Genomic DNA, 14,185 nt, shown 5'->3' on the forward strand with positions numbered 1-14,185 from the left:
CTCCGGTGTCACCGGTACTGCTTGAGTTCCCGGCGCGCCAGCGAGCGGCGGTGCACCTCGTCGGGGCCGTCGACCAGGTGCAGCGTTCTGGCGTGCGCGTACAGATTGGCCAGTGGGGTGTCCTGGCTGACTCCAGCGCCGCCGTGCGCCTGAATGGCACGATCGATCACGGTGGTGGCCATCTCCGGTACCGCCACCTTGATCGCCTGGATCTCGGTGTGCGCGCCGCGGTTGCCGACCGTGTCCATCAGCCAGGCCGTTTTCAGCACCAGCAGGCGAACCGATTCGATCCGTACCCGTGCCTCGGCGATCCAGTGCTGCACCACGCCCTGATCGCCCAGCGGGCGTCCGAACGCCTCCCGGTGCGTGACCCGACGGCACATCAGCTCCAGCGCGCGTTCGGCCATACCTATCGCCCGCATGCAGTGGTGGATACGGCCGGGACCCAGCCGGGCCTGCGCGATGGCGAATCCCTCGCCCTCGCCGGAGATGATGTTCGTGGCGGGAACCCGGACCTCGTCGAAGTCGATTTCGGCGTGTCCCCCGTGATCACCGTCGGTGTAACCGAACACGTGCATACCACGCCGGATCGTGACGCCGGGTGTGTCCACCGGAACCAGGATCATGCTCTGCTGCCGGTGCCGCTCGGCGGTCGGGTCGGTCTTGCCCATGACGATCAGCACCCGACAGTTCGGATTCATCGCCCCGGACGACCACCACTTGCGTCCCGTGATGACGTACTCGTCACCTTCCCGGCGAATCCGGGTGGCGATGTTGTTCGCGTCCGAGGAGGCGACGTCCGGCTCGGTCATGCAGAACGCCGAGCGGATCTCGCCACGCAGCAACGGCTCCAACCACCGCTCTTGCTGTCGCTGGTCACCGAACATGTCGAGTACTTCCATGTTTCCCGTGTCGGGGGCCGCGCAGTTCATCGCGGGCGGTGCCAGGTGCGGGCTGCGTCCGGTGATCTCGGCCAGCGGCGCGTACTGCAGATTCGTCAACCCCGCGCCGTGCTCACCGGGCAGGAACAGGTTCCACAGCCCACGCCGACGTGCCTCCTGCTTGAGATCCTCGACCACCTGGGGGACCGACCAGGGATCGGCCGCGTCGCTCACCTGCCGCTCGAATTCCTCCTCCGCGGGATGAACGTGGGTTTCCATGAAGGAATTGATCTCCGAGCGCAGGTTCTCGGTACGCTCATCAAAAGTGAAATCCATTCATTTCTCCGGAATGTTGGTCAATCCTTGCTCGATCAACGGTTCGACCAGCGCGCCGACGTGCTCGAATCCCTCACCGACGGTCTGGCGCTGCGTGAAGCGGTAGTGGATTCCCTCCAGGATCACCGCGATCTTGAAAAAGCCGAAAGCCACGTACCAGTCCAGTTCGGAAGTATCGACACTGCTGAGTTCGGCGTAGTGCCGCAGCATCTCGCGCGCGGAGGGAAAACCGAACTCCGGACCCACGCCCTTGGCGACGGGGTTGTCCGCGATGCCGCTGAAGCCCTCCCAGTACACGACCAGCAGCCCGAGGTCGGTGAGTGGATCACCGAGCGTGGCCATTTCCCAGTCGAGCACCGCCCGGATGGCGCAGTTCTCATCGATCAGCACGTTGTCCAGTCGGTAGTCACCGTGCACGATCGCCGTTGGTCCGCCCGTGGGTACGCGTGCGGCCAGTCGGTCCCGCAGCTCGGTGACCCCGCGCAGATCCCGCTGCTGCGAGGCATCCAGCTGCTTGCTCCAGCGGCGAACCTGACGCCGCAGGAACCCCTCGGGCTTGCCGAAGTCGCCGAGTCCGACCGACTCCGGGTCCACTGCGTGCAGCCGCGCCAGTACCTCGACCAGGTGCATCGCCAGGTCACGGCGCTGCTCGGAACTCAACGCCCGGGTCTGCTCCTCGCTGCGACACGCCTGGCCCGACACCAGGTCCATGATGAAGAACGGCGCACCGATGACCTGTTCGTCCTCGCAGAGCAGATACGTGCCGGGGACCGGCACGTCGGTTCCGGCCAGTGCGCTCATCACCCGGTACTCGCGGCTCATGTCGTGCGCGGTGGCCAGCACGTGACCGAGCGGGGGACGTCGTAGTACCCAGCTGTTCTTCCCGTCGCCGATCGCGTAGGTGAGGTTGGATCTTCCGCCCTGGATCAACTCGCCGTGCAGCTCGCCGTCGATCAAGCCGGGGTGATCGCGCTCCAGGTAGGAACGGAGCGCGCCGAGGTCCAGTCCCGGAGGCTGGGACTTCGCGGTCTCGTCGGACATGGTTACTCCTGCGGGTCGGGTGCGTCGAGGTCTGGGATCAGTTCGGTGAGACGGGTCCGGGTTCGCTTCGCGTCCTGGTGCAGGATCGTGTGCATGCCGATCTCCTCGGCGGCGGCGATGTTGGCTCGCACGTCGTCGACGAACAGCGTGCGTTCCGGTGGCGTGTCCAGTCGCCGCAGCGCCAGGTGATAGATCCGGGGGTCCGGTTTGCGCAGGCCGACCTCGCCGGAGACGATCGCTTGGTCGAACATCGGTCCCAGTCGTTGCCACGGATAGCTGTTGCCCCAGCTGTTGGACAGCAACCCCGTCCGGGTTCCCGAATCACGAAGTGCCGTGACCAGCCGCATCATCTCCTCGTCCGGTTCCATGAACGAGAACAGCCTGGCGAGCAGTCCTTCGGCCACGACCCGTCTCCCGTCCGTGCGAAGCAGTCGTTCGGCGAGCATCCCGTCGAACTCCGCGAGGGAGAGCTCGCCGGTCTCGAGCAGGTGGATCGGGGTGTCGCTCGGTGCGTCGCGGCCGACCCATTCCCGAAGGACTGCGGAAAAGCTCTCGGATCGGATACCCTCGGCACGTGCCCAGGACTCGACGGCCGTTCGGCCCGGTGTGGTGAGTACGCCCCCGTAGTCGAACACCACGGTGGTTATGGCGGGTTCGGTCCGCATGGTGCGGAGCATACCGACTAGCCGGTATGCTGACCAGGGTCCGGGTTCCGCTCGTTTCGCGCTGTTGTTCGGCGCTGGCTGCGGAGCGTCACGTGATCGGTCCTTTCGGTAACCTGGCTCACACGCGAACGGGCGAAAAACGAAGATCCCACGTTTGGTGGATCACGTGAACCGTGCGTAGCGATACTGCGCCGAAGGTGTGACTCCGCTCGGCCGGTTACTGCTGTGTTTCAGTGAAATTATCCAGTCAATTGAATTACCAGTCGTATCTATTTTTTCGTCTCGTTTTCCCGGGGGTTGTTCGCCGTTATTGACGAAAAGCCCTACTGGTCGGTAGATATTTTGGTTGCCGCGCGGCATTCCATGTGGAATCCACGTTTCGGACAATCGTTTCAGAGGTGAGACCAATGGCATCTTCCATTCGTTCGGGCGGGACGCGCTTATTGGCGGCGGCCGCTTTCGCCGTCGCCCCCGTGATCGCTCTTGCCCAGCCCGCAGCCGCGGAGAGCTTCTCGCACAACTTCGAGTGCTCGGGGGATTCTCCGCTCGGGGCGCAGCAGTTCAGCTACCAGCAGGACTCGGAGGTGACCGCCCCGGCGAGCGTCGCACCTGGTGAGCAGTTCGACATCGTCATCGACCCGGCCGTCAACACCGTGCCCTCCGAGGTGAACGGTTTCGGCGTGGAGCAGATCGACGGCTTGGAGCTCAAGCTGCCGGTGCCCGAGAACACCACCCACGTCTCGACCTCGCAGACCGGTGGCTCCAACCTCGGCACTCCGGCGCCCACGATCGACGTGAGCAACGGAATCGCCACGCTGCACGTGTCCGGTCCGATCTCCGGCGGGGCACAGTTCGAGCTGCCCACCGTGACCGCCACGCTGCAGGCGGGTAGCTCCGGTCCGATCGAGACCCATCTCTACGGCACCGCCTACGACGATCCGGGTCTGACGTTCAACGCGCAGGTTTCCTCAATTCTCGGAAGTATCGATGTTCCGACGAGTTGCTATCCCTCGCCCAACCCCGTGCTGACCACCACCAGCGTCAGCTGAACCAAAAAAACTGGAGGGCTTTCCGCGGAAAGCCCTCCAGTTTTTGTTCCGTCAGTGTCACGCCGATATCAGGCGGCGTCCTCCTTCAGCATGTCGGAACATTTTTCACCGATCGCCATCGTGGTGATATTCGGATTCACCGCCACGAGGAACGGCATCGCCGAGGCGTCGGCCACCCGTAAACCGTGCACTCCCTTCACACGCAGCCTGGCGTCCAGCGGCGCGTTCTCACCGTTGCCCATCGGAACAGAGGCAGCCGGGTGGTACACCGTGTTGTGCGTGGCACGCAGATAATCGGCGATCTCGTCGTCGGAGACCACGTCCGGTCCGGGATGCAGTTCGGCTCCGGCCCACTCGCGCATCGCGGGCCGGCTCACGATCTCGCGTGCCAGTTTGATGCCGTGGGTCATCACCCTGATGTCGTGCGGGTCGGTGAAGTAGCGCGGATCCACCGCGGGTTTGTCCCGGAAATCCCTGCTGCGCAGGCGCACCGTCCCCACCGAACGGCTCCGCGTGACGTTCGGGGTCAGGCAGAACCCGTTCTCCGTGCTCGGGTACCCCTGCCGCACGGTGTGCATGTCGAACGGCACCGAACCGAAGTGGAACATCAGATCGGGGCGATCGAGACCGGCCTCGGTGGTCGTGAAGATGCCGATCTCCCACCACTGGGTGGAGTCCTGCACCATCGGCTTGGCCGCGTCCCAGCCGATCACCCCTTCCGGGTGGTCCTGCAGATTCGATCCCACACCGGGGGAATCGACCAGCACGTCCACCCCGACCGAACGGAGGTGCTCGGCGGGACCGATACCGGACAGCATCAGCAGCTTAGGCGTGTCGATGGCGCCCGAGCTGAGCACCACCTCCCGCCGCGCCGTCACCCGTTCGGTGCGGATGCCGTCGGCCGCCAGGCACTCCACTCCCGTTGCCCGGTTCCCGTCGAAGACCACCCGCTTCACCCTGGCTTCGGTGCGCACGTGCAGGTTCGGACGGTTGCCCATGATCGGGTGCAGGTACGACACCGAGGAGGAAGCCCTGGTGCCGTCCTCGTGGGCGTTGATCTGGAACCAGTTGGCACCGTGGGTGACGGTCCGGCCGGAATTGAACTCCGTGATCGGGATGCCGGTCTCTTCACAGGCACGCAGCAGCGCACTGCCGCAGGGATCGTTCGGCGGAACGTTGCGCAGGCGGACCGGACCCTGGTGACCGTGGTGTTCCGAGGGCGACTCGTTGTTCTCCAGCCTGCGGTAGAGCGGGAAGACGTCCGCGGCGCCCCAGCCCGTGGCCCCCATCGACTCCCACTCGTCGAGGTCCTCCGCCGGAGCCCAGAAGGCGATGCAGGAATTGTGTGAGGAGCAGCCGCCGAGCACCTTCGCACGCGCGTGCCGCATGAAGGAGTTTCCGCTTTCCTGCGGCTCGATCGGGTAGTCCCAGTCGAAGCCTGACTCCAACAGCGACATCCACTGCTTCAGTTCCAGGACCTCGCTTTTGTCCTGGTCGGTGGGGCCGGCCTCCAGCAGGCACACCGTGATGTCCGGGTCCTCCGACAGTCGTGCGGCGAGCGCGGCTCCTCCGCTGCCACCCCCCACGACGACGTAGTCGAAAGCGGTCGCCTCATCACTCATCGTTGCTCTCCTGTTCTGTGCGCGACACCGCGATACGTCCGCGGCCCGTCGAAGCCGGGGACGATCGGGAGCTCACCGGCTCGCCCCGCGGCCCTCGAACGGGTCGCCGCGGGCGGAGTCCGGCGTGGTTGGTTCCGGGACGTCGGTGGTTCGGGGATTCGGCGCCCACTCGGCGGAACGGGTCGAATCCCTCGGCGGTGGCGTCGACCACCGACGCCCCGAGGTCGGGGAAGCTCACGCGTTCGGCTGCTGTCCCGCGAACCAGTACTGCGGTCCTGGACGGAGGTTCTGGTAGACGTGCTTGGCCTCCTGGTACTCCCGGAGGCCGCCGCCGCCCAGCTCACGTCCGATACCGGACTGCTTGAAGCCGCCCCACTCGGCCTGGGGCAGGTAGGGGTGGAAGTCGTTGATCCACACGGTGCCGTGCCGCAGCCGCCCGGCCACCCGCTGCGCCTTGCTCACATCGGAGGTGAACACCGCACCGGCCAGGCCGTAGTGCGTGTCGTTGGCGATGCGCACGGCCTCGTCCTCGTCGTGGAAGCGTTCCACGGTCAACACCGGTCCGAAGGACTCCTCGGACACGGCGACCGAGCCCTGCCGCACCTCGTCGAGCACGGTGGGCAGGTAGAAGTAACCCGCCCGCAGGTCGGCGTCCTCCGGGCGGCTCCCGCCGGTACGCAGCACCGCTCCCTCCTGGACCGAGCGAGCCACGTAGTCCTCGACCTTGGCGCGGTGCTCGGCCGAGATCAGCGGTCCGGACTCGGCGTTCTCGTCGAAGGGACCGCCGAGTTCGATGCGCTCGGCGCGCCGGACGATCTCGTCGACCAGTGCGTCGTGGATCTCGTCCTGCACGATCAGTCGGGCACCCGCCGAGCAGACCTGGCCGGAGTGCAGGAAGATCGCGGTCAACGCGTAGTCCACGGCGGTTTCGAAGTCCGCGTCGGCGAACACGACGTTCGGGTTCTTCCCGCCCAGTTCGAGGGCGACCCGTTTCACGGTCGCGGCGGCCGAGGCGGCGATGTTCCGACCGGTGTGCAGGCCACCCGTGAACGAGACCAGGTCGACGTCGGGGTGTTCCGCGAGCGGGGCGCCGGTCTCGGCGCCGTTGCCGAGAACCAGGTTGCCCACTCCCGCGGGCATGCCCGCCTCGCGGAGTGCGCGCATCAGCAGCATCGCGGTGCTCGGAGTCAGCTCACTCGGTTTGAGCACGAAGGTGTTGCCCGCGGCGAGAGCGGGCGCGACCTTCCAGGCCACCTGCAGCAGCGGGAAGTTCCACGGTGTGATCAGACCGCACACGCCGACCGGTTCGTAGTCGACCCTGCTGATGGCCTCGGTGGAACCGGTGTTGACGACGTGACCCGCGTCGGTTCCGGCGATCTTGCCGTAGTAGCGGAAGCACGCGGCGATGTCGTCCATGTCGTAGCCGCTCTCGACCAGTCGTTTACCGGTGTCCAGCGACTCCGCGCGTGCGAATTCCGCACGGTCGCGTACCAGGATCTCACTCACCCGCAGCAGCAGGTCGCCGCGTTCCCAGGGCGAGGTGGCGGGCCACGTTCCCTCGTCGAACGCGGCCCGGGCCGCCGCTATGGCGTGTTCGGCGTCCGTGCGGTCGCCCTCGGAGACCGTGATCACCGGAGAACCGTCGGCGGGGCAGCGGATCTCCCGGGTTTTCCCGGCCGAGGCCGCCTGCCACGCACCATCGATGAACAGGGTGCCGGAAGCGGTCGGATCCCCGGTTCGCGTGGCGATCGACTCGTTCGGCGGGGCGTGGGTCTGCGACATAGTGAGTTTCCCGTCGAGGCTGCTTGCTTGCTTTCCGAGTGGCGCGCCACCCGGCCGTTCGGCCGCTCCCGGCAACACTCGGTGGATCACCGCGGCGCGGGTGAGCGCTCCCCGGGGTTGTCCGGTCCGGACGGCGAGGTCCCGTCGCCGGGCGGTTGTCCGGTGCGGCCACTGCTTCCGTCGTCGTGTACCGGGGCGGTGCGTACCTGGGGCGAGCCCGCACGAGACGCACCGCGGCTGCCGGGGGCGAACTCTAGCAGTTTTTATGTACAGATGTACACATAGTTGCTCGCGAGGAGTTCGGTTCGATCATTGTCGAGGTTTTGACCGGCGAAGAAGCGGTTGTCGTGAGGTGGGTCGCATCGCCGTTCGGCGGTTTCGTGGCAGGGTGTTGTTCGTTCTGCGGGTCGGAATCACCGAAGGTGTTCCGGCGAGTACGAGGTGTAGGTGAACCGGTGGAGGGCACACGACAGGCGATGACCACGACGGACTCCGAGTCGCCGCACGCGACGGTCGATGAGCGACGAGGTCGGAACGGCGGTTCACGCAAGGATCCCGGGCGGCGGGAGCGGATCGCTCGGGCCGCGATCAGCGTCGTCGCCGAGCGTGGCATCGAGAAGATCACCCACCGCGCGGTGGCCGCGGCGGCCGGGGTTCCGCTCGGTTCCACCACCTACCACTTCGCCACGCTGGACGACCTGCTCGCCGTCGCGCTGCGGCAGGCGGCCCAGGACAACGTCGCCGAACTGCGGGAGTGGGCGGACGGAATGGACTCCGGCGTCGATCTGCCCGCCGTGTTGACCGATCTGGTGTTGCGCTATCTCGGCCCCGAGCGGGAACGTACCGTGGTGGAGCACGAACTCTACGTGGCCGCGCTGCACCGTCCCGCCCTGCGGGCCGCCAGCACCGAGTGGGACGGGGCGTTGCGGGACCTTTTCACCGCTTACACCGACGAGGTCTCGGGCAAAATGCTCGCGGCGGTGTTCTGTGGCCTGCTGTGGCAGGGGATCGTTCGTGAACCGTTGCCCGACCGCGACGAGATCGAGACGATCTTTCGGCGTGCGGTCGGTGATACCGCCCACGGCTGAGCCGGTTTTCTCGCATTGTCCGGTCCGACACCGGACGGTTACCCGCTTTTTCGTCCCTGCCGTTGATCGCCGCACCGGTTGGTGTGGACAATGTGTGGCAGCGATCCGTTTCCAGCCCGTGTGCACAGTGCGATGTGAACCGTACGTAGTTCAGTCGAGTGGCGGACATCGCCGGACGCGTTTCGGGTGTAAAACGGAAATTGCCGCGTCGGGGGCGTGGCTCGCTCCAACCACATGCAACCACTGAGTGATCAGGGATGGGGTGAGACCGTGGGGCACAATGACAGCCGTGAGCTAGTGCCGCTCGAGTCGGATTTCGACGTCGTGTGGCGCGGATTCCGGCGTTCGCAGGTGCAGTTCTACATTCAGCAGACCGAGGCCGAGGTCCGGATGCTGACCGAGGATCGCGATTCCGCTCTCAGTCAGGTATCCGACCTCAACACCCAGCTCGAACAGGCACGTGCCGAGATCGATTCGTTACGCAGACAGCTGGACGATGTCTGCCGCACTCCCGTCGAGGAGAAGGCGCTGTCGGATCGGTTGCGTCGTATGGTCCAGCTGGCCAACGACGAGGCCGCCGAGATCATTTCCTCGGCCCGGGCGACGGCCGAGCACGAGTGGTCGCGTTCGGAGAAGGCCGCCTCCGAACTGCGCGCCAGGTACGAGCGGTTGGTCGCCGAGGCGGACGAATGGCGGCAGCAGGCGCAGGACCAGCGGCAGCAGGCGCTGGAGCAGACCAGCCGTGAGATCGAGCGGATGGCCGAGGAGGCCGAGCAGCACCGCCGCAGGTTGGACCGCGACGCCGAGCGGCGACGCAACGAGATCGAGCGCGACTTCGAGATATCGATGGCGGCACGCCGCGAGGAGGCCATGCGCGAACTGGCCGAACGCGACCTCGCCAGTAGGCAGGAGGCCGAGCGGCGGATCAGCGAGGCGGCGGCCGAGGCGGAACGACGCACCAAGCGCGCCAACGAGCAGGTCGAGGCGATGCGGGCACTGCGTCGCAACATGGCCGAGCAGGTCAGGGCGGGTCAGCATCTGCTCAGCGAGGCGGAGCCGTTCCTGGCTGCCTCGGTGACCGGCACCGAGTCCGAGCGGGCCGATGACTACGTGCGGGAAACGACCCGTGACGAGAATTCGGACGAGATGCGGGACGAACCGGTCGAACTGCCCAGGCAGCGGGCGGTCGAGCAGGCAGACGCCTCCGAGGACGAGGACACGACCGTGCTGTCGGCCGCCTCCGGTGGACAGCGTGAGACGAACTGAGGCGTTCGCACCTCCGGGCAGCACCGGATGACTTCGTGCGGGGGAGTCTCCCGACTCGTCGGGTGTGAACCCCACGAGCGGTCCGAGCCGGGGTGCGCGGTGCGCGGTGCCCGCTTTCGGTGTGTACCGAGAACGGGCACCGGGCACACGTAGTCGTCCTCGCGACCGGCCGGACGGAACGGGCGTCGTCAGCTGTCGGTCGTGCCGGGTCGTGCGAGTGCTCGTATCGCCGGTGTAGTGGAAATTCCGGAGCCGCGAGCCCCGGCGTCAGTGCTGTTCCGGTGGGCGGGGTGTGGCGTGTGCCGCCAGCTCGGCCCACCCCGCGCCGGCCTCGGACCACGTGCCGGAGGCACGTAGTACCGCGATCCCCGAGGTCTTGAGCTCGATGCTCGTGCCGGTCAGCAGTGCGACCACCTCCTCCAGCCCCGGATTGTGCGCGATCAGCAGTGCGACGTGGTCCTCGTCGGGGAGCTCGCGGACCAGGGCGAGCAGCTCGCCGGTGTCCGCCCCGTACAGCCTCGGGTCGTGCTCGAGCCTCGGGGAACCGGGCAGCTCCGGAAGCAGCAGCTCCCCGGTCTGCCGTGCCCGCTTCGCAGTGGAACAGCGTACGAGGTCGACACCGTCCCCGTGCTCGCGCAGCCATTCACCCGCGAGCGGAGCTTCGCGCCGCCCACGGGTGGCCAGCGGCCGATCGTGATCCGCTCCGGTGACCGTTCGGTCCGACTTCGCGTGCCGAACCACGACGAGTCCGCGTGATCGGTCTCGCATCGCCCCTCCTCGACATGGATCCACCAAGGTCCGGCGTGGTCCGTGCTCAGCTCAACGCGCTGGGATCCGCCGGAACATCCACTCCGTGCTCGCGCAGCACGTCCAGGGAGACGACCTCGACGGCGCGCTCGTGTGTGGCGGCCAGCACCACGGGAGGAGCCACTCCCGCGTGGTATGCCTCGAGCCAGCGGGAGGCGCAGACGCACCAGCGGTCCCCGGCCTGCAGGCCGGGAAAACCGAACTGGGGCAGCGCGGCCGTGAGATCGTTGCCCGACTCGCGTTGCTGCTCCAGGAACTCGTTGGTGACCACCGCGCACACCGAGTGGTTTCCGGTGTCCTCCGGACCGGACGCACAACAGCCGTCGCGGTGGAAACCGGTAAGCGGATCGGTGCCGCACTCTTCGAGAGGCTCGCCGAGGACGTTGCGCTCGTTGCTCATACCCCCAGCATGGCAGCCACTGCGACACGGATCACCGCCCGCTTCGACGGCCGCGCTGGAAGGTATAGGGTCGATGTGGTGTGGTTCGGACCTCTGTCGCCGTGCTTCCCGGGGCCGAATCCGACGTTTCGGGGCGATGTCAACACGTTGAGTGACTAAATGGCCCTCTGAGTGCTACCTACGAGGGCAATCTAGGTAGTCGTGTACGTGTTTTCCGGTGGTTACGTGCACGCTCAGTGCTGGGAGTCTGGGGACTCGTGAATACCCCCGGCCAACACAACCCCGAAGAAGAACCCCGTGAACCGGTCGGCTCTTCCGAGTCGGCAGACGCCACCGAGCGTCGAGCGAACCCGGAGCGCCCCTCGAACGCACCGGGTGCTTCCAACGGTTGGCAGCGTAGCGCGCGCGGAACCGAACAGTTCGCGCGTGACACCGCCTACCGGCTGCGCCCCGTCGCGCGTCGAACCACGGATCGGATCGTCCGGTGGTTGCGGCAAGTGCTGGCCGCACTGGCGACGCTGACCCAACGTGTGGTGCGCTGGGCCGCTCCTTACGCGCGGCGCGCGCACGCGTGGCTGATCCCCGCCATCGAAGGGGTGCAACGCCGAATCGACCCAATCGTGCGGCGCTTGCGGCAGCGGCTTTCGCCGGTGATCGAACCGGTCCGGCAGCGGCTGGCCCCCACCGCACACCGGATCCGCGACGAGTTGCGCCCCCGCGTCGCCAAGCTGCGCGCTAGGCTGCCGGAGAGCTCCGGCCGCCACCGGGCGCAGCTGCGCAGCCGTTCGGTGCAGCTGACCGCGGCTGTGGCGGCGTTCGGCGTGCTGGCGATCCTCGTCGGCACCGCGGGACCCGACACCGGCGAGCGGACCACCCCGGCGGCCCACACGGTCGAGCTGCGTTCCCCCGACCAGGCGCAGTCCGACCAGGGCGGAACCCAACAGGACTCCTCCTCGGGGCAGGACTCCGCTTCGGACCAGGAGCAGGCCGAGAACCCCGACTCGGACGGCTCCCCCGAGGCCAAGAGCTCCCCCGCGAAGCCCGCCGTCGACATTCCGCCGAACGCGCACGGCATCGACGTTTCCAACCACAACGGCCCCATCCAGTGGAACAAGGTGGCCGCCTCCGGTGAGCACTACGCCTTCGTGCTGGCCACCGATGGCGGAAACTTCACCAACCCGATGTTCGACCAGCAGTTCAACGGCGCCAAGAACGCCGGAATGCTCGCCGGTGCCTACCACTTCGGCAGGCCCACCGGTTCCGCTGTCGGACAGGCCGACCGGTTGCTGAACACGATGGGCTCGACCGAGGACGGAAAGACCCTTCCGCCGGTGCTGGACCTGGAGGTCTCGCCCAACGGAGGCGGCTGCTACGGCAAGACGTCCGGTCAGCTGCACTCCTGGACTCAGAGCTTCCTCGACCGGGTGAAGTCCAAGACCGGCGAGGACGCCATCGTCTACGCCAGCCCGTCGTTCTGGAGCAGCTGCATGGCGGGTTCGCAGGCATTCTCGGAAAACCCGCTGTGGTTGGCCTCCTACGGGGTCCCGCAGCCGAGCCTGTTCGGTGGGTGGGACGCCTACTCGTTCTGGCAGTACACCAACAAGGGCAGCGTCCCCGGCATCACCGGTCCGGTGGACAGGAACCTGTTCCAGGGCAGCGGTTCCGACCTGCTCGAACTCGCCCAGTGAGTACGACCATCCGGTGAGCGACACCGCGCGGTCGACAACAGAACGATCGTGACAACAGCGCGGTAGCGACAACAGGGGCGTCCACCCGGGTGGGCGCCCCTGTTTCGTGTTCGGCGGGGGCGAGACCGTTCGTCATCACTCGGTCCTCGCTGTCCGGTGGTTCGCTCCGCCGTGTGCAGCTGTTCCGATGCACTTCGCCCGCTGCGGCCAGGAGGGTGCTCGCTCCGAGTTACTACCGGGTAAGCTTACGCGGAGCCGGAACCGAAACATGTCTCAGCCTGCTCGTTCCGCGATGTTCCGGATGCGTGAGGTGAATCGTGCGAATTGCGCTGCTTTCCTATCGAAGCAAGCCGCACAGCGGCGGGCAGGGTATCTATGTTCGTCACCTCAGCAGTGGGCTCGCCGAACTCGGGCACGAGGTCGAGGTCCTGTCGGGACAGCCGTATCCGGAACTGGACGAGGGAGTGCGGCTGACCCGGGTTCCCAGCCTCGATCTTTACCGGGAGTCCGACCCGTTCCGAACCCCGCACCCCCGTGAGCTGCGCGGCCCGCTCGACCTGGCCGAACTGGGGATCATGTGGTCGGCGGGTTTTCCCGAACCCTTGACGTTCAGCCTGCGTGCCGCACGGATACTCCGCTCCAGAGCGGGTGAGTTCGACGTCGTGCACGACAACCAGTCCCTCGGTTACGGCCTGCTCGACCTGCGCCGTTCCGGGATTCCGCTGGTGGCCACCGTGCACCATCCCATCACCCACGACCGGCGTGTCGAGCTGGCGGCCGCCCGGGGGTGGCGCAAGCTCGGGGTTCGACGCTGGTACGGCTTCCTGCGGATGCAGCGCCGAGTGGCCCGCCGCATACCGCGAGTGCTGACCGTCTCGGAGTCCTCGGCCGAGGACATCGTGCGCGACTTCGCCGTGGAGCGGGCGAACCTGCGGGTCGTGCCGCTCGGGGTGGATCCCGAGGTTTTCCGCCCACCTCATCGCCCCAGGGTTCCGGGTCGAATCGTTGCCATGGCCAGCGCGGACACCCCGATGAAGGGCATCGGCACGCTGCTGGAGGCCGTGGCGAAACTGCGCACCGAGCGCGCCGTGGAGCTGGTGCTGGTCGCCAAACCCACCAAGGGTGGGCCCACCGAGCGGTTGATCGAGGAACTGGCCATCGGTGACGTGGTCCGAACGGTCAGCGGGCTCACCGACGAGCGGCTCGCCGAGCTGTTCGGCTCCGCCGAGATCGCCTGCGTTCCGTCGCTGTACGAGGGCTTCTCGTTGCCGACGGTGGAGGCCATGGCCTGCGGTACCCCGCTGGTTGCCAGCCGGGCGGGTGCGATTCCCGAAGTGGTGGGTCCCGACGGCACCACCGCAGAACTCGTGCCGCCCGGTGACGCGGAAGCACTCGCCGCCGGGCTGGGCACGCTGCTGGCCGATCCCAGCCGCAGGGCAGCGCTGGGCGAAGCGGGCAGACAGCGGGTTCTCACCCGCTACAGCTGGTCGTCGGTGGCCGCCGCCACGGTCGACTGCTACGCCGAGGCGATCGAAGCTAGTGGAAAAGGGCGGTGAAGCG

At 67.0% G+C, this 14,185-nt stretch carries 12 protein-coding genes; 5 read left to right on the forward strand and 7 right to left on the reverse strand.

The features are described 5' to 3' along the window. Window positions 1-8 precede the first annotated feature (8 nt). From BM150_RS06105 to BM150_RS06115, 3 genes are read right to left on the reverse strand one after another with little or no spacing between them, the layout of a single operon-like run. Complete coding sequence (locus BM150_RS06105) at window positions 9-1,217, reverse strand: acyl-CoA dehydrogenase family protein (RefSeq protein WP_092924883.1); 1,209 nt, start codon at window positions 1,215-1,217, stop codon at window positions 9-11. Beyond that, window positions 1,218-2,258, reverse strand: a complete 1,041-nt coding sequence (locus BM150_RS06110; RefSeq protein ID WP_092924885.1) for a phosphotransferase family protein — start codon at window positions 2,256-2,258, stop codon at window positions 1,218-1,220. It lies immediately after the preceding gene. A 2-nt stretch (window positions 2,259-2,260) separates the two neighbouring features. After that, window positions 2,261-2,923 carry an HAD family hydrolase gene (locus BM150_RS06115; protein ID WP_092925093.1) on the reverse strand — a complete coding sequence of 221 codons (663 nt, stop codon included), beginning with the start codon at window positions 2,921-2,923 and terminating at the stop codon, window positions 2,261-2,263. Window positions 2,924-3,330: 407 nt separating this feature from the next. Between BM150_RS06115 and BM150_RS06120 the strand changes: the two genes are divergently transcribed. Next, window positions 3,331-3,972 carry a cyclase gene (locus BM150_RS06120; protein WP_092924887.1) on the forward strand — a complete coding sequence of 214 codons (642 nt, stop codon included), beginning with the start codon at window positions 3,331-3,333 and terminating at the stop codon, window positions 3,970-3,972. Window positions 3,973-4,040: 68 nt separating this feature from the next. Here the strand turns inward: BM150_RS06120 and BM150_RS06125 are convergent, their stop codons facing one another. Then, window positions 4,041-5,594: a GMC family oxidoreductase gene (locus BM150_RS06125; RefSeq protein WP_092924889.1), complete on the reverse strand. Its 1,554-nt coding sequence runs from the start codon at window positions 5,592-5,594 to the stop codon at window positions 4,041-4,043. A gap of 234 nt (window positions 5,595-5,828) precedes the next feature. Then, on the reverse strand, window positions 5,829-7,376 hold the full coding sequence (locus tag BM150_RS06135) for an aldehyde dehydrogenase family protein (protein WP_092924893.1): 1,548 nt from the start codon (window positions 7,374-7,376) through the stop codon (window positions 5,829-5,831). 476 nt (window positions 7,377-7,852) lie between these two features. Between BM150_RS06135 and BM150_RS06140 the strand changes: the two genes are divergently transcribed. Next, window positions 7,853-8,464 carry a TetR/AcrR family transcriptional regulator gene (locus tag BM150_RS06140; protein ID WP_092925095.1) on the forward strand — a complete coding sequence of 204 codons (612 nt, stop codon included), beginning with the start codon at window positions 7,853-7,855 and terminating at the stop codon, window positions 8,462-8,464. A gap of 234 nt (window positions 8,465-8,698) precedes the next feature. Next, window positions 8,699-9,730, forward strand: a complete 1,032-nt coding sequence (locus BM150_RS06145; RefSeq protein WP_092925097.1) for a coiled-coil domain-containing protein — start codon at window positions 8,699-8,701, stop codon at window positions 9,728-9,730. Window positions 9,731-9,997: 267 nt separating this feature from the next. Here the strand turns inward: BM150_RS06145 and BM150_RS06150 are convergent, their stop codons facing one another. Both BM150_RS06150 and BM150_RS06155 read right to left on the reverse strand, forming a co-directional pair. Continuing rightward, entirely contained in the window at window positions 9,998-10,498 is a 501-nt protein-coding gene (locus tag BM150_RS06150) for a SixA phosphatase family protein (protein ID WP_092924895.1), read from the reverse strand. Between the two features lie 46 nt (window positions 10,499-10,544). Next, entirely contained in the window at window positions 10,545-10,937 is a 393-nt protein-coding gene (locus tag BM150_RS06155) for a DUF2237 family protein (RefSeq protein ID WP_092924897.1), read from the reverse strand. 257 nt (window positions 10,938-11,194) lie between these two features. On the opposite strand from BM150_RS06155, the gene BM150_RS06160 reads away from it, so the two are divergent. Further along, window positions 11,195-12,625: a GH25 family lysozyme gene (locus BM150_RS06160; RefSeq protein WP_092925099.1), complete on the forward strand. Its 1,431-nt coding sequence runs from the start codon at window positions 11,195-11,197 to the stop codon at window positions 12,623-12,625. A 317-nt stretch (window positions 12,626-12,942) separates the two neighbouring features. Then, window positions 12,943-14,181 (forward strand): glycosyltransferase family 4 protein, encoded by a 1,239-nt coding sequence (locus BM150_RS06165; RefSeq protein WP_092924899.1) that lies wholly within the window; start codon window positions 12,943-12,945, stop codon window positions 14,179-14,181. Window positions 14,182-14,185: the final 4 nt, after the last annotated feature.

The sequence above is a fragment of the Actinopolyspora alba genome, from assembly GCF_900112765.1.
Lineage (GTDB): Bacteria > Actinomycetota > Actinomycetes > Mycobacteriales > Pseudonocardiaceae > Actinopolyspora > Actinopolyspora alba.

Bases quoted from the DNA above. Each gene is read 5' to 3' on its own strand.
- BM150_RS06105 (WP_092924883.1), bottom strand. From the start codon at position 1,217: ATGGATTTCACTTTTGATGAGCGTACCGAGAACCTGCGCTCGGAGATC.
- BM150_RS06110 (WP_092924885.1), bottom strand. From the start codon at position 2,258: ATGTCCGACGAGACCGCGAAGTCCCAGCCTCCGGGACTGGACCTCGGC.
- BM150_RS06115 (WP_092925093.1), bottom strand. From the start codon at position 2,923: ATGCGGACCGAACCCGCCATAACCACCGTGGTGTTCGACTACGGGGGC.
- BM150_RS06120 (WP_092924887.1), top strand. From the start codon at position 3,331: ATGGCATCTTCCATTCGTTCGGGCGGGACGCGCTTATTGGCGGCGGCC.
- BM150_RS06125 (WP_092924889.1), bottom strand. From the start codon at position 5,594: ATGAGTGATGAGGCGACCGCTTTCGACTACGTCGTCGTGGGGGGTGGC.
- BM150_RS06135 (WP_092924893.1), bottom strand. From the start codon at position 7,376: ATGTCGCAGACCCACGCCCCGCCGAACGAGTCGATCGCCACGCGAACC.
- BM150_RS06140 (WP_092925095.1), top strand. From the start codon at position 7,853: ATGACCACGACGGACTCCGAGTCGCCGCACGCGACGGTCGATGAGCGA.
- BM150_RS06145 (WP_092925097.1), top strand. From the start codon at position 8,699: ATGCAACCACTGAGTGATCAGGGATGGGGTGAGACCGTGGGGCACAAT.
- BM150_RS06150 (WP_092924895.1), bottom strand. From the start codon at position 10,498: ATGCGAGACCGATCACGCGGACTCGTCGTGGTTCGGCACGCGAAGTCG.
- BM150_RS06155 (WP_092924897.1), bottom strand. From the start codon at position 10,937: ATGAGCAACGAGCGCAACGTCCTCGGCGAGCCTCTCGAAGAGTGCGGC.